Genomic DNA, 18,859 nt, shown 5'->3' with positions numbered 1-18,859 from the left:
CGGCGGTTCACGGGAGACATCCGATGCAGGCGAAGAGACTGACGGACGAACTGTCCGTGAGCGCACAACTCACTGTGCCCGAAATGGCGGAGGCGAAAGCGGCCGGGTTCCGTTCGGTCATCGTGAACCGTCCGGATGGCGAAGGCGCCGACCAGCCGACGTTCACGGAGATCGAGGCCGCGGCGCGGCAGGCGGGACTTGAGGCGCGTTATCTGCCGGTCGAGACGGGAAAGGTCAGCGACGAGGACGCCGCCGCCTTCGGCGCTCTGCTGGCGACGTTGCCCAAGCCGGCGCTCGGCTTCTGCCGGTCCGGAACGCGCACCGCGACGCTGTGGGCGCTGTCGCAGGCCGGAAAGCGCCCGCTGGATGAGATCGTCCGGCGAGCGAGCGCCGCAGGCTACGACCTGTCCGGCGTCGCGAAGCGCATCGAGACGGGCGGCGTGCCGGTGGACCGCTCCGCCGAGCATCATGACGTCATAATCGTGGGCGGCGGCGCCGGCGGAATCGCGGTCGCGGCCAGCATGCTCGCCCGCAAGTCCGGCCTCGACATCGCGATCGTCGAGCCGGCCGACGTCCACTACTACCAGCCCGGCTGGACGCTCGTCGGCGGCGGCGTCTTCCAGGCGGGCGACACCCGCAAGCAGATGAGTTCGCTCATCCCGCACGGCGTGCGGTGGATCAAGGCCGCGGTCGCGGGATTCGACCCGCAGAACAAGGCCGTCATCCTCGAGGGCTGCCGTCCCGTCACGTACGAGAAGCTGGTCGTCGCGCCTGGCCTCAAGCTGAACTGGGCGGGCGTCGAAGGTCTCGAGGAGACGCTCGGCAAGAACGGCGTCACGTCGAACTACCGCTACGACCTCGCGCCCTACACCTGGGAGCTCGTGAAGAACTTCCGGCGCGGGACGGCGCTGTTCACCCAGCCGCCGATGCCGATCAAATGCGCGGGCGCGCCACAGAAAGCGATGTACCTCTCCTGCGATCACTGGCTGAGGCAGGGCGTCCTGAACGATGTCAGGGTCGAGTTCCTGAACGCCGGGCCGGTCCTCTTCGGTGTCGCGGACTATGTGCCGCCGCTGATGGAATATGTGAAGAGGTACGGCATCGACCTGTCCTTCGGCCACAATCTCATCCGCGTCGACGGCCCGGCGAAACGCGCCTGGTTCAAGGTCTCGGGCAAGGACGGCGAGAGCACGATCGTCGAGCGCGCGTTCGACATGATGCATGTGACGCCGCTGCAGAGTCCGCCCGACGTGGTGAAGGCCTCGCCGCTCGCCAACGAGGCCGGATGGCTCGACCTCGACCCGGCGACGCTGCGGCACGTCAAGTTCCCGGACATCTACGGTCTGGGAGACGCAAGCGGCACGACGAACGCCAAGACCGCGGCCGCGGCCCGCAAGATGGCGCCGGTCGTCGCCGAGAACCTGCTTCGTGACCTTGGCGTGCTCGACGAGCCGCGCGCCGCCGTCTACGACGGCTACGGATCGTGCCCGCTCACAGTCGAGCGCGGCAAAGTGATCCTCGCCGAATTCGGCTATGGCGGAAGGCGTATCCCGAGCTTTCCCAAGTGGTTCATCGACGACCTCAAGCCTTCGAAAGCGGCTTGGCTTTTGAAGGAGCGCGTGCTCCCGGCGATCTACTGGAAAGCCATGCTGAAGGGCCGCGAGCCCATGGCGAAGCCAGGGCGCGAGGTGCTCGAGGCGGCTGAATAGCGCGCGGCTGATGACGCTTGAACCACTCCAATATGCGCTCGGCGGCCTCTCAGGCGGCTTAGTAGGGCTGACCCTCGGCCTGTTCGGCGGCGGGGGCTCGATCCTCGCCGTGCCGCTCATGGTTTATCTCGTGGGCGTGCCCAGCCCGCACATGGCCATCGGCACCAGCGCCTTCGCAGTGGCGGCGAACGCCGGATCGAGCCTGGTCGCCCATGCTCGCAGAGGAAACGTCAAATGGCGTTGCGCAGCGATGTTCGGCGTCGCCGGCATCTTTGGCGCGCTGCTCGGGTCGACGATCGGCAAGTCGATCGATGGTCAGAAGCTCCTGCTGTTCTTTGCGTTGCTGATGGTGGCGGTCGGCGTACTGATGCTGAGGGGGCGCGGCCATCTCGGCGACGCCAATTCGCAATGCACGATCGAGAAGGCGCCCAAGGTGCTGGGTTACGGCGCGGCCACCGGAATGTTCTCCGGCTTCTTCGGCATCGGGGGCGGCTTTCTCATTGTGCCCGGCCTCATCGCCTCGACCGGGATGCCGACGCTGATGGCGATCGGCTCCTCGCTGGTCGCGGTCGCCGCCTTCGGCCTGGCGACCTCTTTGAACTACGCTGCTTCCGGCTTCGTCGATTGGCCTCTGGCGCTCATTTTCGTCGCCGGAGGGGTCCTCGGGGGGTGGATCGGCGCGAAGGTCGCCAGCCGGCTCGCGACCGCAAAAGGCGCCCTGAACGTCGCTTTCGCCGTCATGATCTTCGCCGTCGCCGGCTACATGATCTGGCGCAGCATCTCAGCCTTGGCGTAGAGCGCGCAGACGACGCGCTACTTCGGCTGCGGACCGGAGGGCGGCGAGTTCTCGCCGAGCGTCACGCCGCCGATTTCCGTTCCATAAAGGTCAAGAGGATTGTCGTGATGCGCCTTGCGCGTCTCGGCCACCGAACCTTCGAACCTTGGATCTTGCGGCCGCTCGTGGCTGTCGACGAAGGCGGCCACGTTCCATGCATCCTCGTCGCTCAGCGTCCCGCCGAGGCCGAGCGGCATGTTCGCCTTGATGAAGCCGGCCGCGTTGGTGATCACGCTCATTCCGGCGCCCCAATTGTAGGAGCGCGGCCCCCAAAGCGGAGGAAAAGCGACAGAACCGTCGGCGGCCTTTAGGCCCGCGCCATCCGCGCCGTGGCAGAGGGCGCATTTCTGCGCGTAGATTTCGCCTCCCCGGGCGAGGTCGAGGCGCTCCGGCTTCTTGGGAGCCGGATATCCCCTACCGTTCATGTCGACGCCGGTCGGCGCCCCTTTGGCGAGCCAATAGGCGTAGGCCTGAAGCGCGATCAAAGTCGTATCGCCGAGCGGCGGCGCCTTCCCGTTCATGCTGTATCGGAAGCAACCCTGCAGCCGCTCTTCGAACGTGTTGACGCGCTGGTTCTTTTTCCGAAAGGCCGGATAGGCCACGTAGGCCGCCCATAGCGGGGCCGCACCGGCCAGACGGCCCTTGTCGAGATGACAGTTGGAGCAATTTAGGTCGTTGCCGACGAAGGCGCCGGCATGTTTGGACGTGTCGGTGAAGATGTCTCGCCCGAGCGCCACCATCTCGCCGAAGCCGCCCTTGGGAATTTCGGCTCCGCTCGGCGGCGTGAAGGCGGACTGTTCGCCCGACGGGTCCGCCCAAGCCGCGCCGGCCACGGCGAGGCCGGCGACGCTGAGGGAAGCGACGGCCGCGAACAGGATGGAATGCGCCCGTTTGGCCGCGGTCATCGTTCTTCACCCTTCGCCTCGGGCGGAAGCCGGGCGTAATAGGCCGCCACCGCGGCGACCTCCGCGTCGTCCAGCTTACTCGCCACCACCGTCATCAATTGCAGCGGGTCGCCGGTTCGCTTGCCCTGTCGCCAGGCGTCGAGCTGCGCCTTGAGATATTTCTCGGACTGGCCGGCGAGCGGAGGAAACGCCGGCGCGATCCCGCCTCCGTCGGGTCCGTGGCACTGGCCGCAGGCGGGCAGACCTTTCGACCACGCGCCATCCCTTGCGAGAACAGCGCCGCGCGCGAGCGTCGCTTCGTCGACGGGCGCCAGGCCGGGCGTCGCGGGCGCCCGGGCAGCCTCGAAATAAGCCGCCACGGCGGCACGTTCGTCTGGCGAAAGGGCCTTCGCGACGGGCGACATCATCGTATGGGCTCGGCCTCCGTCAGCGAAGGCGTCGAGCTGGCGGACAATATATTCCTTGGACATGCCGGCGAGCCGCGGGAAACCCACAGCGGGGATTCCGGCGCCGGCCTCTCCATGACACGCCTTGCAGGCTACCGCCCCGCGGCCGTTTCCCTGAGTGGCGATAACCGAGCCGGCTTCGGCCGCCACCGCTGGGCGGCCAGTCACCGACGTAATCGCCGACATGGCGAAAAAGAGCCAAACTTTAGAAGCAATCATTGGCGTGCTTCCGCCCAACTCAATATTCGACAGATGCTAGGGACAAACTGTATCTCAAGCCACTCTGGTAGAGCATATGTCCGCCGCATCGAGGACGAAACTACCGTCTTCGAAGTCTAGCACAACACACCCCGGCGGCCAGGATCAGATTGCGGACCGCGAGCATTCGCCGAGGCGATCCGTGGATCCAATCTGACAAACCTCAGGCTCGTCGCCGGAGGCCGCGCTGACGGACAGACGCTCAGCCAACCTTTACGCAGCCGAACCCTTTGGTCTGCAGCGATCGTCCCTCCGATCCGCCGCGCCTTCGGCGCGTTCCATGGCTTTTGAGGTAAGCGGAACAAGTCGGGCTGGCGCACAGCCTCCTCCTGGAGGCGACCCTCAAAGGTAGCCTTACACCCGTAACCGTTCGGGGAGAGCGACGCGCTGATCGCGGAGGTCGCGGCGCATGCTACGCTAACACCGGCGGTCGAGTGCGGGTGATCGTCGCTTGCCCGACACATAGTGTCCATCGACGATAAGGCGCTGTACTGAACCTAATTTTGTTCAATCCGAACAACTGCAGAGACACTGCAAATCCTCGATTGCCAAGGTTGGGGTCGAGGGTTCGAATCCCTTCGCCCGCTCCAGTCGCGAGAATGCCGAAAAGCCGCGGATCATCCGCGGCTTTCGTCGTTTCGGGCAGCATCTGCTTTTCGACAGCAGCGCTGCCCTTTCGTATCGAACCTGTTCGAATTGCTCCTCGAGACGCCAGCCCATTCGCCACGAAGGGAGATGGAGGCCCGCTCCGCCTTTCGCGACATCGACTTGAGCGGGTCAACGGACGCGCTCCACGGCCGTCACCGGAGCGTTGAGGACAGGTTGCTCTCCGTTCGGCGCAGAAGCGGCTCGGTTCGGGAGGTCTCGACGGCGCGGTCGAGGAGATGGCCCTGGCCGGCGTCGCAGCCCTGGTCGGCGAACTGCGGCGCCTGCTCGTCGGTCTCGATGCCCTCCGCCGCCGTGTCGGCGAAATGCGTGATCCAGATGCTGATGCCGGTTGCGACGCCGGCGGCAGGAGCCGGCGCACCCGTTCCTCCGCTCCGGCACGCCGCACGCCGGACCAGAACCAGAGAGGTCGGCGACGCGGCTCTAAGCCTGCGCGGTGCGGCGGCTGAGGGGCGGCGGCGCGACCGCGACCTGGTTGCGGCCGTTCGCCTTGGCGCGATAGAGCGCCTTGTCGGCGCGCGCGATCAGGTCCGCCATGGGCTCTCCGGCCGCATAGCCCGCCACCCCGAAGCTGCTCGTGACCTGCCCGACCTCATCGAAGGGCTGGGCCGCCACCGCCGCCCGAAGCTTCTCGGCGACGTGCCGCGCACTCTCCGGATCGGTGTCCGGCAGGATGAGGAGGAACTCCTCACCGCCCCACCGAACAAGATTGTCCGTCGCCCGCAGAGATGCCGAAACCGTGCCGGACAGCGTGGCCAGCACCTTATCGCCGACCGCATGGCCGAACCTGTCGTTCACGCCCTTGAACTGATCGATGTCGTACATCACGACCGAAAGCGGGCTTCCAACGCGATCCGACCGCGCCATCTCATGAGGCAGGATGTCGTTGAGCCTCAGCCGGTTGTAGAGCCCGGTGAGAGGGTCTGTGGTGGCCTTGATGTTCAGGTCTCGCGCGAGATCCTGAAGCTTTGACTGAGCCTTCCGCTGAGCGTCTTCGTGCATCCAGCGTTCCTTGCCGAGCAGGTACATCAGCGCGACGATCGTCACGAGCAGCGTGATGACGATGCCGACAAAGCGCGTCGCGAAGATTTGGCGCGTCGGCTTGAGGATGATGAGCGACCAGTCCGTGCCGGCTATGAAGCGTCGGCGGACATATTCTCGCGCGCCGTCGATCTGCATCCACGCCGCGTCCCTGATCTCGGCGCGAGCGATCGGCCGGACGTCGACGCCGTCGAACCGCCCCGCCAGCTCGCTGACCGCCGCAGTGTCGAGCGGCCACAGCGTCCGATGGTCGGCGTCCGGCAGGTTGGACAAGACCACGACGCCGTGCGGATCGACGAAATAATAGGGGCGGTTGAGGCCTTCGAGGTCCTTGGCGAAGGCCTCGACGGACACGATGAGCGCCGCGGCGCCGACGACCCGGTTCTCGGCGTCGGTCACGTCCCGGCTCGTATGGTAGACGGTCGCCCGCGTGGCGGCGTCGAAGACGAAGCCGGCGCGGCGCTCTGGGGAGCCGCTCCGCTCGCGGACGCTTCCCAGCAGATCGGCCGCGCGCCGCTGGGCGAGAGCGCCTGAGGCCGCGACGGCGCCGCCCTCCGCGTCGAGGAGGTATCCGCCTTCCGCGCGGCCCGCGCCGACATGGAGGTCGAGCACGGCCTTCGCGCGCGCCAGAGCGGCGTCGCCGCCCTGCGCCAGCGCGTCCTTGGTCGACGGACTGCCGGCCAGCGTCTCGGTCAGCGCGTCGGCGGTGTCGAGTTCCTTGCTGACGCGGCTGGCGACCAGATCGATGTCTCCGCTCGCCTCGGTCTCGACGTTGTGGCGGTAGATTTCGCCCAGCCGCTCGGTCAGCGCCCAGCCCAGCATCAGGATCAGCGACATGAGTCCGGCGGTCCACAGGAACTGCTCGCGCAGATAGGCCGAGAAGCTTCCGGACGAGACTTCGGAGGCGAGTTGCTCCCCCCAGATCGCCCAGACCGCGAGCGCGATCCAGCACGCGAGCAGGCCGCGGATGAGTTGGATAGGAACGCCTGTCAGGCCCGCGAAGGCTGCGTCGTTCACGATGCTCGCGGGCCAGAACGGAGCCGCCGGAACGATGAAGCCGGCCGCGATCCCATAGAGAGCGAAGGCGATCGCGGCGGAGCGGGCGTAGGATCGCCCAGGTCCCGAAAGGCTCCGGGCGCGGCCGAGGAGAGCAAGGCTGGAGGCCAGCGCGCCGACCAAGCCGAGCGCGTAACGGGCGGCGATCCCCGCCTCCGTCAGACCCGCCGCATAGGCGATCAGGACGACCAGCCCGAGGATCAGGGGATAGATCCACCGGCCCGGCGTCCAGCGGCGGTCGCTCATCTGAATCCGGCCGAACTCCGCCAGGAACACGAACGACGCGGTCATCACGCTGAGACGAATGGACGAAAAGACAGGGGAGTCGCCAAGGATCAGCGCGCTGAGGTCGAGCCACTCGCCCGCGCCATGGATCAGCCCAAAGGCGGCGAGCATCGCCCAGGAGCGCTCATTGCGCCGGCGCCGAGCGATCGCCCAGCACGTCGCGCCCAGCAGCAGGAACGCTAAGCCATAGAAGAAAAAGATGAAGTCGAGCTGGTCGATCAGGAAAGCGGCCATCGCGAGTCTTGCGTCTTCCTCCGGAAGGGAAACCGTCATGTGCTTCGGCCTTTCGCGCCCGGGGGCCGTCCCAGGCCCGTCCAGGCACCATGCGCTGGCCGTCTTTGCCGCAAAGTTATCTTTCGGCAATCTGCGACGGGCCGGATTTGCGAGCCGTGGCCGTTCGGCGACAGTTCTCCCCGCCGTTGCGTCGCTTCAATGGAGCCTGACGCTAACCAAGCGCCCGCAGCGCTTTCGAAGATAGCTGACCGTTAGCCGCCCTCTTGAACGTCTGCTTCAGGTGTGGCCGCGGCGGCCGACAGGCCGCGGCCCTCCACGGCTTTCGTCTTTTTGAGCACGCTTGGGAAGCGGCGCGGGGGATCCAACTTCTGATCCCAGCTCGGCTTCAGCGCCCGTGTCAGACGATTCTGATGTCATCGGCGGACAGATCGGGCGCGCCGTTGATGGTTGCGACTAAGATCGGGTCATCGCCTGCTTTCCCATCGAGATCGAGAAGCAGCAAGCCGTCGTCCAGGTCGTAGAGGAACTGGGGCTTCGTGCCCGCGGCCGCCGGGTTCTTGGCCGCGACGAAGGCACTGTCGTCCAGATCTCCTCCCGGCAGGTCGAGATCGAAGGCCGCGGCCTTCACCTCGATCATGTCGCCCTGGTCGAAATCCGTGACGACGTCGGCGCCTCTGGCGTCGTCGAACACGAACACGTCGCCGCCGACCCCGCCCGTCAGTTGGTCCGAACCGGCCCCGCCGGTCAGCCGGTCGCGTCCGGCGCCGCCGTCGATCGTGTCACGGCCGTCTCCGCCGCCGACCGTGTCGGCGCCGCCCGACCCCTTGATCAGGTCGTCGCCGGCGCCGCCGTCCAGTTTCAGCCCGTCCTTGTCCTTCTTGTCGCCAGTGATGCTGTCGTCGTCCGCCGAGCCTTCGAACTTCTCGATCGAGATGACCGTGTCAGCCTGCGTGGCGTTGTCGGCGTCGATGAATTTGTACGCGTTGTCTTCGTCGCCCGCCTTGATCTTTACGCGCAGCGCCGAGTCGAAGATCAGCGTGTCGACGCCGGCTCCGCCGTCGATCGTGTCGCGGCCCGCGGTGCCATTGATCGTGTCATTGCCGCCGCCGGCCGAGATGCTGTCGTTCCCCTTGAGGCCAGCGAAAGCTTCGCTCCGGCCGGAGCCGACCAACGTGTCGTTGAAGTCCGAGGCGAGCACGGCTTCGATCGACTTCAAACTGTCCTCGCCGCCGCCGCCGGTCGCGACGCCCTTCGACAGGTCGACCAAGACCGCCGCCGTCGCGGTGAGATAGGCGACCTGATCGTCGCCGCCGCCGCCGTCGATGACGTCGTTTCCCGAACAGTCGCCCGTGATGGAGCCCGTCGGTTCTCCGCTCAGGCTCTGGAGCCCGTAGAATTCGAAGAAGTCCGAACCCGACCCGCCCGTCATCGTATCGTCGCCCGCATTGCCCAGCACGCCGTTGGCGACGCCTCCGCCCGTGGTGATGAGGTCGTCGTCGTCGCCACCGTCGAGCTCGTCCCGTCCGGCGCCGCCCTTCAGCGTGTCGTCGCCTTCGTCGCCCTGGAAGTCCTTGTCGCCCTTGCCGCCCGAGAGCTTGTCGTCGCCCTCCTCGCCGTCGAGCTCGTCGCGGCCGTCGCCGGCGTCCATGACGTCGTCGCCGTCGCCGCCCAGGATCTCGTCGTCGCCGGCGCCGCCCTCGAGCGTGTCCTTGCCGTCGCCGCCATAGAGGTCGTCATCCCCGGCGCCGGCCACGAGGCTGTCATTGTCGTCGCCGCCGTCCAGCGTGTCGTCTTCGGCTCCGCCCGTCAGCCTGTCGTCGCCGTCCTCGCCCTCCAGGCGGTTCTCGCCGGCCTTGTCCGTCAGGACGTCGTCGCCTTCGCCGCCTTCGAGGGTGTCCTTGCCGTCGCCGCCGTCGAGCGTGTCGTTTCCTCCGCCGGCCTTTACGGTGTCGTCGCCGCCCAGGCCCACGATGCTGTCATGGCCGCCGCGTCCGTCGAGAAGGTTCGCCTTGTCGGTCCCGGTCAGTTCGTCGCCGAGATCGGAGCCGGTCAGATCCTCGAAGCCGACCAGGCGGTCTTGGCCCTCGCCGGCGGACGATCCTGTCTTCAGCGAGGCGACGACGCCTGTCGTGGATTTCTCGAAGGTCACGAGGTCGCGGCCGTCTCCGCCGTCGAGCGTGTCGTCGCCCGCGCCGCCCGACATCGTGTCCGCGCCGGCGCGGCCGGTGAGCTCGTTGTCCGACCCGTCGCCGGCCATGCGGTCAGCGAGCTTCGTGCCGCCGACCTTCTCGACGCCGATCAACCGGTCCTGAATCGAGCCGAGCTTCGCATCGCCTGTCTCCAGATCCAGGATCAGGCCGATCTTCGCTCCTTTCTCCTCGAGCCCTTCATAGTCGACGCTGTCGATCCCGTCGCCGCCGTCAAGCAGGTTCTTGCCGCCGCCGCCCGCGAGCGTGTCGTCGCCGTCTCCGCCGCGCAGCGTGTCGGCCCCTTTCGCGCCTTCGAGGACGTCGTTGTAGTTGCTACCAATCACGATCTCGAACTCGGCGACCGTCTCGGCGCCGTCGACCGTCACCGCCAGCTTGTCCTCGAGCGAGACCTCGACCGAGCCCGTCGTCGTGGCGAACGTCACCGTATCGACGCCGGCGCCGCCATACATCACGTCCTTGCCGGCGTTGCCGTTCAGGCTGTCGTCGCCGGAGCCGCCGTCGAGCGTGTCGTCGCCGGTGCCGCCGGTCAGCGTGTCCTTCCCGTCGCCCCCTGCGAGCGAGTCCGCGCCGTCATAGCCCTGGAAGGAATTGTCCTCGCCGTCGCCGATCACGGTGTCGGCGCCGCCCGTGGCCTGGATGTTCTCGAAGTTTCGGAAGGTGTCGGTCCCTTGCTCGCCCTTCACGATCCGGCCGGTCGCGAAATTGACCAGGACGCCCGTCTCCGAATAGGCGAGCGTCAGGGTGTCCCGTCCGTCGCCGCCGTCGAGCGTGTCGGAGCCCCCGGACTGGTAGACGAGTTCGTCGTCCTTCCCGCCCTTGAAGACGTCGTCGAGATAGGACAGCTGGAACTGCTCGATATTGCTGTATTTGTCGGTGAAGCCGTAATGGTCCTTGAAGGTGTGGGTCTTGCCGTCCACGACGACGCCGACAGGATCCTTCGAGCCGTCCGCCGTATAGGGCGCGAACAGGTCGAGCTGATCGATGCCGCCGCGGCCGTCGAGCACGTCGCTGCCGATGCTTCCCGAAAACACCTCGAACTCCGCGCCGCTTCCGAGCAGCGTGTCGTCGCCGTCGGTGCCGAGCACGATTTCGATGTTGCGCAGCACGCCCGACGACTTGACGATGAGGTCGGTCGCCCCGGTTCCCCTGAGATCCACCGTGAACCAGTCGACCTCATAGGTCCCCGCGGCGAGATCGACGCGGAGGTTGAGCGCGTCGCCCGGCGTGGTCTCGTCGGGCTCGTCCGGATCGAGCCCGAGGAAGCTGATCCGGGCGGCGACCGCCGAGAATTCGTCCTGGCCGGCCCCGCCATCGATCGTGTCCGCCCCGGGCGTGATCTCGAAATAGTCGAACAGTGAGCCGCCGGTCAGGCTGTCGGAGTCCGCGACCCCGCGGCCCCCGTAATCGTCGAGACTGCTGTAGAAGCGGTTGCTTTCGTCTGGCCCCTGTATGACGTCCGGCCCAGCACCATTGTCATAGACAGCCAAGACCGACCTCCCCGCCGAAGACGAGGTCTACATACCGATTAGCAGAGCGGGGACAAATCCGTAGTCGTGCGTACCCGTCGGAGCAGACAGAAGACGATCTCGCGCAAGACGCCGTGGGCCGGGCCGTCCGATGGAGAGACTTGATCGGGGCGGCCCAAGGTTGTGGCCCGGTCCACCTCAGCGCTTCGAGCCGCTCGCGTCCGGTTCGCCCTTGATCCGGACGGCGAGCCTCCGATCCTTGTCGGCCTTCTGGAGGAAGGACTCCTGCGCCGCGCGGGCGTCGGCCGGCTGCAGCTGAGCAGGCGCAGCCTGAGCGGACGCATAGGTCATGGCGGCAGTCAGGAACCCGAAGAAAAGAGCGGTCTGCTTGCCAGCATCAGTCATGATTATCGTCCCTCGTTCTGTTCGGGTCGCTCACGTCGTGAAGCAAGCAACCCCTCTCAGTCGTCGGGACGGTATCGCGTCGTAGATGAACGATATTGGAAAATATGATTTATCGTGCGTTCAGGAGGGTGAACGTCATCTCATCAGACATCCAGGCGACGAAGAGAACTCCCGGGTCCGCTCGGCTTATCGCTGATGGGATCTGCCTCGGACGCGAAGAAGGGCGGGCGCTTCACGCCCACCCTTCTTGCAATGGCGTTGACCCGGCGTCAGCGAGCGCGGGTCTTCACGCGGCCTTGCGGGCCTGATCCGCGAGGCCGAGGCCGAGGATGCGATCGGCGTTTCGCCAGCTCGCCTTCTCATAGGCCTCCTGGCTGAGACCGAGCCGCTTGAAGTCCTCGACGCCCTGTTTCATCGGCCGGAACGGGTAGGAGGAGCCGAACAGGAACTGGTCGGCCATGAAGTGGTTCGCAGCCTCCACATAGCCGCCGCCGCCCGGACAGAACGTGTACATGTCGGGCGAGACGTAGACGTTCTCGTTGCGGAACGCGACCGTCACGATCTCCCGGACGTTCGGGTAGAAGCCGTGGCAGCACACGATCGGCATCTTGGGAAAGGTCTTGGCGACGGTCTCGACCGCGTAGGCGTCGTTGAGCGTCAGGTCCGGGGTCGTCGGGCCGGACATCACGAAGGCCGGGACGCCGAGCTGCGAGCAGACCTCGTAGAGCGGCATCAGCCGGTCGTCATTCGCCTTCATGCCTTCCGCATAGAAGCCGGCGTCGAGATTGAGCGCCTTCATGCCGAGCGTCTTGATCGCGCGCGTCGCCTCCTCGACCGCGGCGTCGCGGCCGAGCTCGATCGGGTCGACCGAGGCGATCGGCACGAGCCGGCCGGAGCCGCGCGCCGCGACGGCGGCGAGGTCGTCGTTCGAGACCCGCACGCCGGGCACGCTCCTCGCGACCATCACGGCGACGCTGATGCCGGCCTCGTCCATCTCGGCGACGACGCCTTCGGGATCCTTGGCGCGCGTGAAATGCTCGAGGTCACGCGAGCCGACGCGCTTGTTCAGCCATTTGACGACGTCATAGCTCGGCGTGCCGGGTTCGGCGCCGAAGAAGGCGTGCAGGAAGGACGGACGGCTGCGCATGTCGACGATCGGCGTCGCCGGATAGGTCTCGGACATCGATTTCGCTCCTAAGAGAATGTCGGCTTCTTTTGCGGCGCGGGTCGAAGCGGACCGTTCTTGCGCCGCGCGTCCGGCTTCCGGCCCCCCGTCCGGTCCGCCGCCAGGCCGACCTCACGCGACTATCCGCGTCTTCGCCGGCATAGGGCCATTCGATTTTCTGCATTGTTTGATAGAGCAGGCTTATTCCGCGCAGCGAAACTGAGCCCGCGCCCGCAGCTTGCTTTTGCAATGCGCCCGCAATCTCAGGATAGGGCGAAACTAATTTACACGCCCGGGACCCGGGGCCACGTTCGATCATCGCCGGCGGTTCAAGAACCGGCGCATGGGAGGACGAGATGGCGGGAGTCGAACCAAGCCCGACCGGCGTTCGGGATTCTGCGCGCATGGCCGAGGCCAGGCAGCAGCTCGTCAGCGTCGCGCAATGGCTCGCGCGCGTCGAGCGCAGCTTCGCGGCGCGCGCGCCCGGCAGGGAGCTGAGCCTGCGCTGGCGCGGCGACCGCAACGTGATCGCGACCCACGACCTCGGCGACGACGTCGGCCTCGAGCTCAGGATCGACGGCCTGGTGATGCAGTTCACCGAGGCCGGGCGGCCGTCCGACCACGAGATCGACGTCGAGGAGCGCTCGCCCGCCCATGTCGAGGCCTGGATCCTGATCGAGCTGCTGCATCGCGGGCTGGACCGGGACCGCTTCTCAAAGGATCTGCCTTACGACACCTCGGCGCTGCTCAGCGGCGACGGGGTCGAATTCTCGCCCTGCGAATACGAGGCGGAGCTGCGCGCGCTCGCGGAGCTGTTCCAGGCCGCGGTCTCGGCGATCGGGCGCGCGGCGTCGGACGCGGGCGGCGAGCCCGCTTTGCGGATTTCGCCGCGCGACCTCGGCGTCGAGGCGGTGGCGGGCGGCCGCACGATCGGCTTCTCGCTCGGCGACGCGGCGATCGCCGAGCCGTTCTTCTATGCGAGGGGCGAGGGCGCCGCGCGGGAGCCGGGCGAGAGCCCGACCGCGATCCTGCTCGCCTCGCAGCTCCCGCCCGGGGACTGCGTCGGCGCGATCGACGCCTTCTATGCCTCCAACGCCGCGCCGACCCGGCACTGAGCTTGCGATGTCTCCTGCGCAGGCGCCTTCCCGTCGGACGGCGCGCGCCTCTTCATGCGGAGGCCGCGACCGGCTGGGGCCGATAGATGGCCGTCAAGGGCGTCGGTCCGGCGACCGGCTGCAGCGACGGGCGGCCATCCCCCTGGGCGAGTTCGTTCAGCCGGGCGTCGAGCCCCCCGAGCTTGTTCAGCTTCTTGACCGCCGCGACCAGCGTCGCGGCCATCGGCGTCATGATCTCGCCCTCGGCCCAGAACAGGCAGACGTCCTGGCTCACGATCGGGTCGACCAGCCGCAGCGCGCGGGTGCCCTTGTGCAGCCCCGGCATGACCGTGAAGTGCGAGGGGATGATGGTGCAGAGCCCCGCGAACTGCACCTGGAACATGAGGTGCAGGATCGACTCCGATTCGACCTTGGGCATCGGGGCCCGATCGACGCTCTCGAAGACCTGGTCGACGAAGCGCCGCTCGTGGATGCCCGAGCGCAGCATGGCGAGCGGCAGATCCGCCGCCTCCTTCCAGGAAATGTCGGTGCGGCCGGCGAACTCCGGCGTGTCGGGCACCAGGAGGCTGAGCTCCTCGGTGTAGATCTTGAGCGTGTTGCGACGGCCGAGCTCGGCGCGGTCGAAATAGGTCAGCGCCACGTCCAGCGAGAAATTGTTGAGGCCGGTCTTCATCGCGTCGTTGCCGATGAACTGCACGTCCATCGCCACGTTCGGGTGTTGCTCGCGGACCATCTGAAGCAGCAGCGGCAGGACCGGCGACATCGAGGGCATCGCGCCCATCCGGAGACGGCCGTGCAGGTTCTTCTGCATGGCGGAGACCTCGTCGCGCATCGCCTCGCAATTCGCGATGACGTTGCGCGCCCATTTGGCGACCCGGTCGCCCTCGGGCGTCAGGCCGCAGAACCGCTGGCCGCGCCCGCGCAGGAAGATCGGCACGCCGATCTCGAGCTCGAGCTGCTTGATTCCGCAGGAGAGGCTCGGCTGCGTGACGTTGCACTTCTGCGCCGCGCGGCCGAAGTGACGTTCCTCGACCACGGCGACCAAGTACTTGAACTGACGAAGAAACATGACGTTGTCCATCCCGACGTTCGCCGCCTGTCGCCATCGCGATGGTCGGCCGGCCGTAATCGGCTTCTTGAAATTATTTTAATCGGACCTTGGAAAACCGCAAGTCGATTGACCGTGACTATCATCGACGTGGTCGATGATTTTGTTCGACTTTTTCAATCAAAAGCTCAGTGTGAAAATAACGCGATAGGTTTACAAGTATTCGGCGGCGCCCGCGCAGTCCGGCGGGCCGCGTCGTGAGCCTGATCGTCCTCGCTTTCGTGGTCGGCGCGATTGGCGTCGTGGCCGGCGGCATGATCGGCTGCGTCGGGGTCGGGGGCGTCATCGTCGTGCCGGCGCTCGTCTACGGCCTCGGCATGGACGTCCAGGACGCCATCGCCTGCGCCATGATGGGCTACATCCTGACGGGCGTGATCGGCACGACGGTCTATGCGCGCGCCCGCAGCATCCGATGGGAGCTCGCCGGCTGGATCTCGCTCGGCGCGGCGCCCGGGGCGCTTTTCGGCGCCTGGGCGATCAGCGGCGTCGAGCCGCGCCTCCTCGAGTTCGGCGTCGGCGCCCTGGCGCTCGCGTCCGGGCTCAACAGCCTTTTCGGCCGGCGCAAGCCCTCGGCCGCCGAGCCGAGGTCTCTGCGGGCGGCGGAGCTCGTCCTGGTCGGGCTCGTCACCGGCGTGTTGTCGGCGATCACCGGGACCGGCGGGCCGCTGGTGCTGGTGCCGATCCTGATCTGCCTGAAGCTTCCGACGCTGACCGCGGTGGGGCTGAGCCAGGCCGCCCAGATCCCGATCGCGACGCTCGCGACGATCGGCAACTTCGCCTATGGCGACCCGGACGTCAGCCAGGGCGTCGCGCTCGGGATCGGGCTTGCGCTCGGAACCTGGTTCGGCGCGAAGGTCGCGCATGCATTGCCGCGCCGGACGCTCGAGACGGTCGCGGCAGGCGTGCTGCTGTCCGTCGGCTGGCTGGTGCTCGCGCGGCTCGGCTTCCGGCAGTTCGTCTGAGGCTCAGGGATCGAAAGGAACCGCCCGCTTCGGACGTCGGGACGTTGGTCAGCCGAACTTGTCGTAGCGGATCGCCGCGCGGCCGACCCCGCCGATTATGAGCGAGCGGATCGCGCCGTCGACCATCGGCGGCGGGCCGGCCACATAGGCCATAACGCCGTCATAGCGCCCGGCCATTGCGGCCGCGGCGACCTCGTGGACGAAGCCGTAGGCGAGCTTGACGCCACCATGTTCCGGATGGCGAACGTCGCCGAGATTCTCGTGCGAAAGCGCGAGCGTGACCTCGAGATTGCCGTGGCCGCGGTCGACGCTGCGGGCGAACTGCTCGAGATAGAAGCCGTCGGCGAGCGTCCTCACGCCGAAGAACACATAGCCCTTATGGGTCCGGAAATAGTCCTCCTCGCCGGCGCGGGCGAGGATCGACATCATCCCGGCGATCCCCGAACCGCCGGCGATCATCAGCAGGTCGCGATCCTCGTCCGGATGGAAGGTCGCCCGGCCGAGCGGCCCGAAGACCTCCACCTTGGCGCCCTCGGCCGTGGGCCCGGCGATCCAGTCGCCGAAGCCGCCTCCGGGCTTGCGCTTCACCACGAGCTCGATGCGGTCGAGGCCGCTTCCGTGGTTCACCATCGAATAGGCGCGCGCGCCCTGAAGGCCCGGCGCCTCGACCACCACGAACTGGCCGGCGTCGAAATCCATCGGCTCGGCGAGCGCTATCTCGAAATGCGTCACGTCGGAGGTCAGGCGGCGCAGGTTCTCGATCACGCCGTGCCGCGCCGCCGGGATCTGGTGGCGGACGGGCTTCTCCAGGACGTCGGAGGGGACCCGCAGCACACAGTCGCCGAGCGCGCGGGTCTGGCACAGCAGGACGTCGCCCTTGTCGCGCTTGAGCTTGGCTGCGCCCGGCGCCTCCTCCCAGGCGACGTCGACCTCGCCGGACATGACGCGGGCGCGGCACGTGCCGCAGGTGCCGGTCGCGCATTCGTGGGGCAGGGTCAGCCCATGGGCGAGGCCGGCGTAAAGCAGCGTCTCGCCGGGCGCGCAGTCGAACGCGAAGGTTCCGGACCGCGCATCGACCGTGACGGCGCAGCGGTCGGGGGCCGGCGCGATGAGCTCCGCGAGGTCGTCAGCTCTTGCTAAAGAAGTCATCGTCCATGTCGTCTTCTTCGTCGAAGTCGTAGGTCAGCTCCTCCTCGACCAGCGCCAGGAGTCGGCCGTCCTCTTCCTTCAGGTCATAGGTCTTGAGCGGCTTTTCGGTCTCGCCGCCGTCCATTTCCATCGTGCCGAGATTCCAGGCCCAGAGATGCTTGGTGCAGGTCAGCACGCAGTTGGCGATGACGCCCGACTCCTCGAGCGGCTCCTCCATATGCGGGCAGATCGGCGGCATCGCGCGAAAACCCTGGCCGTAATTGGCCACCACGATGCGCACGCCGTCGGCGTCGACGAGCTTGAGGGTGTCGGGAGCGACGTCGGAGGCGTCGCAGAGATAGGTCCAACCCATGGAGGAGCCTTATGGTCTTATTGATTGTTCGGCGTCGGCCGGGGCGAACGGCCGACGCCGGCGCGCGGGGCCGTCATCCGGGAACGGCGGCTCCGCTGGCTCAGATCGGCCAATGCGACCCCTTGTCCAAACGTCGGTTCTCGAGCCGCGTCTCGCGGCTCGTGAACAGCGCCCGGCCGTCCTCGATGCGGAACGTGTCGTGATACTTGCCGACAAGGAACAGCCGGCTCTCGCCGGCGTCGATATGGCTGTTGGCGCCATCCAGCATGTGCTGGAACACGATGAAGGCGCTCACCGCTTTCGCGGTCGCTCCGTCGTCGGCGACGTCGACCGTGTAGACGGTCGTGTGGCGCGTCAGCGGCGAATGGTCGGTGTTGTGCTTCGGTAGCAGGCGGATCAGGCTTTCCATGTCCTTCCGCGACGCGTGCAGATAGGTCATGTCGTAGTTGATCTCGGGGCTCCACGACTTGATGTCGTAGACGAAGCTTTCGTCGCAGAGCCCGAGCCACTCCATCCACTGCTGGGCGTCGAGGAAGATGGTCGCGCGGCAGATCGCGTCGCGGACCGCGTCGGCGGCTTCCCGCGCCTGCATCGGATCGACGCCGCCGCTCATCGGAGGCGATGCGACTTCGGTCTGAATGTTCATGGCTTAGGCTCTTTCGTTTCCCAGGGCGCCAGGACCTTCTGCGCGTCCCGCGCCGGCGCGGGGGCGGGTCCTTCTTGATGAAAAAGCGGCGCGGCGAAGAGGGAGATGCCGCCGCGCCGTCCCTCAGGCGGTCATTCGGCGGCGAGCGCCGGCTCCGCGTAAGGCATTTCGGGGTTGCTCGGCAGGCGGTTCATCCACTTGCCCCATTCGGCGTAGTAGTGCCGCATCCCGTTCTCGTCGTGGATCGTCTGGTTCTCCTGGCGGCCATGCAGCACGCGCCGGGCTTCGGAGCCCGGCCGCATCGTGGTGCCCTGGCCCTGGACGCCGATCAGATCCTCGTGAAGGTTGCGGCCGAACGGACCCCAGATCGAATTGTGGTGGTTGATGCGGGTCTGGCGCTCCTCCGGCGTGTCGCGCTTGAGGCCGAGGCCGCGGAACTCGATCATCACCTTGTCGGGACCGAGCGGCGTGACGACGTCGCAACGCAGCGCCGAGCCGCGCAGGTTGAAGTTCATGCCGGGGAACAGGTCGATCATGTACCACTGGTTCGGCGGCAGATGCGGGAAGGACAGGCCCGCCCGGCTCTCGAAGCCTTCGTAATTGTCGTAGTTGACCTCGAAGGTCCCCACCACGATGTGGCCGTGCTCGAAGGATTCGTTCTTCCGCGCGAAGTAGGCGTCGTTAAAGCCTGTCACGCGGTTATGATAGTGCATGAAGTCGTGGTAGAATTCGCAGTTGGTGTCGTGCCACAGCTTATAGTTCGTGTTCACGATCGCCTTGTGATAATGGAACACCTCCATCGGCTCGGCTTCGAGCGTCTTGCGGAGGCACTGGAAGGGCTCGCCC

General features: G+C 66.9%; 15 protein-coding genes. 4 read left to right on the top strand and 11 right to left on the bottom strand.

The genetic code is table 11. From position 1 onward, the window contains the following. The first annotated feature begins 23 nt into the window (after nucleotides 1-23). The gene (locus EK403_RS01585) at nucleotides 24-1,709 is read left to right on the top strand and encodes a bifunctional protein tyrosine phosphatase family protein/NAD(P)/FAD-dependent oxidoreductase (protein WP_128775745.1); all 1,686 of its coding nucleotides are present in this window, start codon (nucleotides 24-26) and stop codon (nucleotides 1,707-1,709) included. 10 nt (nucleotides 1,710-1,719) lie between these two features. Continuing rightward, nucleotides 1,720-2,505 (top strand): sulfite exporter TauE/SafE family protein, encoded by a 786-nt coding sequence (locus EK403_RS01580; protein ID WP_128775744.1) that lies wholly within the window; start codon nucleotides 1,720-1,722, stop codon nucleotides 2,503-2,505. 17 nt (nucleotides 2,506-2,522) lie between these two features. Here EK403_RS01580 and EK403_RS01575 read toward each other — a convergent pair whose 3' ends face one another. From EK403_RS01575 to EK403_RS01550, 6 genes are all read right to left on the bottom strand, one after another. Then, complete coding sequence (locus tag EK403_RS01575) at nucleotides 2,523-3,449, bottom strand: c-type cytochrome (RefSeq protein WP_128775743.1); 927 nt, start codon at nucleotides 3,447-3,449, stop codon at nucleotides 2,523-2,525. Next, the gene (locus tag EK403_RS01570; RefSeq protein ID WP_245479449.1) at nucleotides 3,446-4,132 is read right to left on the bottom strand and encodes a c-type cytochrome; all 687 of its coding nucleotides are present in this window, start codon (nucleotides 4,130-4,132) and stop codon (nucleotides 3,446-3,448) included. Before EK403_RS01570 ends, EK403_RS01575 begins: the two co-directional genes overlap by 4 nt. 1,110 nt (nucleotides 4,133-5,242) lie before the next feature. Further along, nucleotides 5,243-7,474 carry a diguanylate cyclase gene (locus EK403_RS01565; RefSeq protein ID WP_128775741.1) on the bottom strand — a complete coding sequence of 744 codons (2,232 nt, stop codon included), beginning with the start codon at nucleotides 7,472-7,474 and terminating at the stop codon, nucleotides 5,243-5,245. 358 nt (nucleotides 7,475-7,832) lie between these two features. After that, nucleotides 7,833-11,132 carry a calcium-binding protein gene (locus EK403_RS01560; protein ID WP_128775740.1) on the bottom strand — a complete coding sequence of 1,100 codons (3,300 nt, stop codon included), beginning with the start codon at nucleotides 11,130-11,132 and terminating at the stop codon, nucleotides 7,833-7,835. Between the two features lie 177 nt (nucleotides 11,133-11,309). After that, entirely contained in the window at nucleotides 11,310-11,516 is a 207-nt protein-coding gene (locus EK403_RS01555) for a hypothetical protein (protein WP_128775739.1), read from the bottom strand. Between the two features lie 286 nt (nucleotides 11,517-11,802). Continuing rightward, nucleotides 11,803-12,699 (bottom strand): amidohydrolase family protein, encoded by an 897-nt coding sequence (locus tag EK403_RS01550; RefSeq protein ID WP_128775738.1) that lies wholly within the window; start codon nucleotides 12,697-12,699, stop codon nucleotides 11,803-11,805. Between the two features lie 386 nt (nucleotides 12,700-13,085). On the opposite strand from EK403_RS01550, the gene EK403_RS01545 reads away from it, so the two are divergent. Further along, nucleotides 13,086-13,796: a hypothetical protein gene (locus tag EK403_RS01545; RefSeq protein WP_206659461.1), complete on the top strand. Its 711-nt coding sequence runs from the start codon at nucleotides 13,086-13,088 to the stop codon at nucleotides 13,794-13,796. Nucleotides 13,797-13,848: 52 nt separating this feature from the next. On the opposite strand, the gene EK403_RS01540 is transcribed toward EK403_RS01545, so the two are convergent. Continuing rightward, nucleotides 13,849-14,877, bottom strand: coding sequence for a LysR family transcriptional regulator (locus EK403_RS01540; protein WP_245479448.1), 1,029 nt, complete (start codon nucleotides 14,875-14,877; stop codon nucleotides 13,849-13,851). A gap of 224 nt (nucleotides 14,878-15,101) precedes the next feature. Here EK403_RS01540 and EK403_RS01535 point away from each other — a divergent pair, with 224 nt between their 5' ends. Continuing rightward, the gene (locus EK403_RS01535) at nucleotides 15,102-15,866 is read left to right on the top strand and encodes a sulfite exporter TauE/SafE family protein (protein ID WP_128775736.1); all 765 of its coding nucleotides are present in this window, start codon (nucleotides 15,102-15,104) and stop codon (nucleotides 15,864-15,866) included. 48 nt (nucleotides 15,867-15,914) lie between these two features. On the opposite strand, the gene EK403_RS01530 is transcribed toward EK403_RS01535, so the two are convergent. The 4 genes from EK403_RS01530 to EK403_RS22865 form a co-directional block, all read right to left on the bottom strand. Beyond that, nucleotides 15,915-17,015, bottom strand: a complete 1,101-nt coding sequence (locus EK403_RS01530) for a 2Fe-2S iron-sulfur cluster binding domain-containing protein (protein ID WP_128775735.1) — start codon at nucleotides 17,013-17,015, stop codon at nucleotides 15,915-15,917. Next, nucleotides 16,993-17,367 carry a Rieske 2Fe-2S domain-containing protein gene (locus EK403_RS01525; protein WP_128775734.1) on the bottom strand — a complete coding sequence of 125 codons (375 nt, stop codon included), beginning with the start codon at nucleotides 17,365-17,367 and terminating at the stop codon, nucleotides 16,993-16,995. Before EK403_RS01525 ends, EK403_RS01530 begins: the two co-directional genes overlap by 23 nt. Before the next feature lie 100 nt (nucleotides 17,368-17,467). Beyond that, the gene (locus tag EK403_RS01520) at nucleotides 17,468-18,013 is read right to left on the bottom strand and encodes a nuclear transport factor 2 family protein (RefSeq protein WP_245479447.1); all 546 of its coding nucleotides are present in this window, start codon (nucleotides 18,011-18,013) and stop codon (nucleotides 17,468-17,470) included. Nucleotides 18,014-18,144: 131 nt separating this feature from the next. After that, nucleotides 18,145-18,859: RHO alpha subunit C-terminal catalytic domain-containing protein (locus EK403_RS22865; protein ID WP_280986316.1), on the bottom strand; the 715-nt coding region annotated here is incomplete at its 5' end.

Origin of the sequence: Hansschlegelia zhihuaiae, assembly GCF_004103825.1 — a bacterium.
Lineage (GTDB): Bacteria > Pseudomonadota > Alphaproteobacteria > Rhizobiales > Methylopilaceae > Methylopila > Methylopila zhihuaiae.
This window is presented reverse-complemented; position numbering and strand designations above follow the sequence as displayed.

What these genes read in the sequence shown, in the direction of transcription:
- EK403_RS01520 (WP_245479447.1), bottom strand. Translation starts at nt 18,013, where the DNA reads ATGAACATTCAGACCGAAGTCGCATCGCCTCCGATGAGCGGCGGCGTC.
- EK403_RS01555 (WP_128775739.1), bottom strand. Translation starts at nt 11,516, where the DNA reads ATGACTGATGCTGGCAAGCAGACCGCTCTTTTCTTCGGGTTCCTGACT.
- EK403_RS01575 (WP_128775743.1), bottom strand. Translation starts at nt 3,449, where the DNA reads ATGACCGCGGCCAAACGGGCGCATTCCATCCTGTTCGCGGCCGTCGCT.
- EK403_RS01565 (WP_128775741.1), bottom strand. Translation starts at nt 7,474, where the DNA reads ATGACGGTTTCCCTTCCGGAGGAAGACGCAAGACTCGCGATGGCCGCT.
- EK403_RS01525 (WP_128775734.1), bottom strand. Translation starts at nt 17,367, where the DNA reads ATGGGTTGGACCTATCTCTGCGACGCCTCCGACGTCGCTCCCGACACC.
- EK403_RS01580 (WP_128775744.1), top strand. Translation starts at nt 1,720, where the DNA reads ATGACGCTTGAACCACTCCAATATGCGCTCGGCGGCCTCTCAGGCGGC.
- EK403_RS01585 (WP_128775745.1), top strand. Translation starts at nt 24, where the DNA reads ATGCAGGCGAAGAGACTGACGGACGAACTGTCCGTGAGCGCACAACTC.
- EK403_RS01530 (WP_128775735.1), bottom strand. Translation starts at nt 17,015, where the DNA reads ATGACTTCTTTAGCAAGAGCTGACGACCTCGCGGAGCTCATCGCGCCG.
- EK403_RS01540 (WP_245479448.1), bottom strand. Translation starts at nt 14,877, where the DNA reads ATGGACAACGTCATGTTTCTTCGTCAGTTCAAGTACTTGGTCGCCGTG.
- EK403_RS01550 (WP_128775738.1), bottom strand. Translation starts at nt 12,699, where the DNA reads ATGTCCGAGACCTATCCGGCGACGCCGATCGTCGACATGCGCAGCCGT.
- EK403_RS01545 (WP_206659461.1), top strand. Translation starts at nt 13,086, where the DNA reads ATGGCCGAGGCCAGGCAGCAGCTCGTCAGCGTCGCGCAATGGCTCGCG.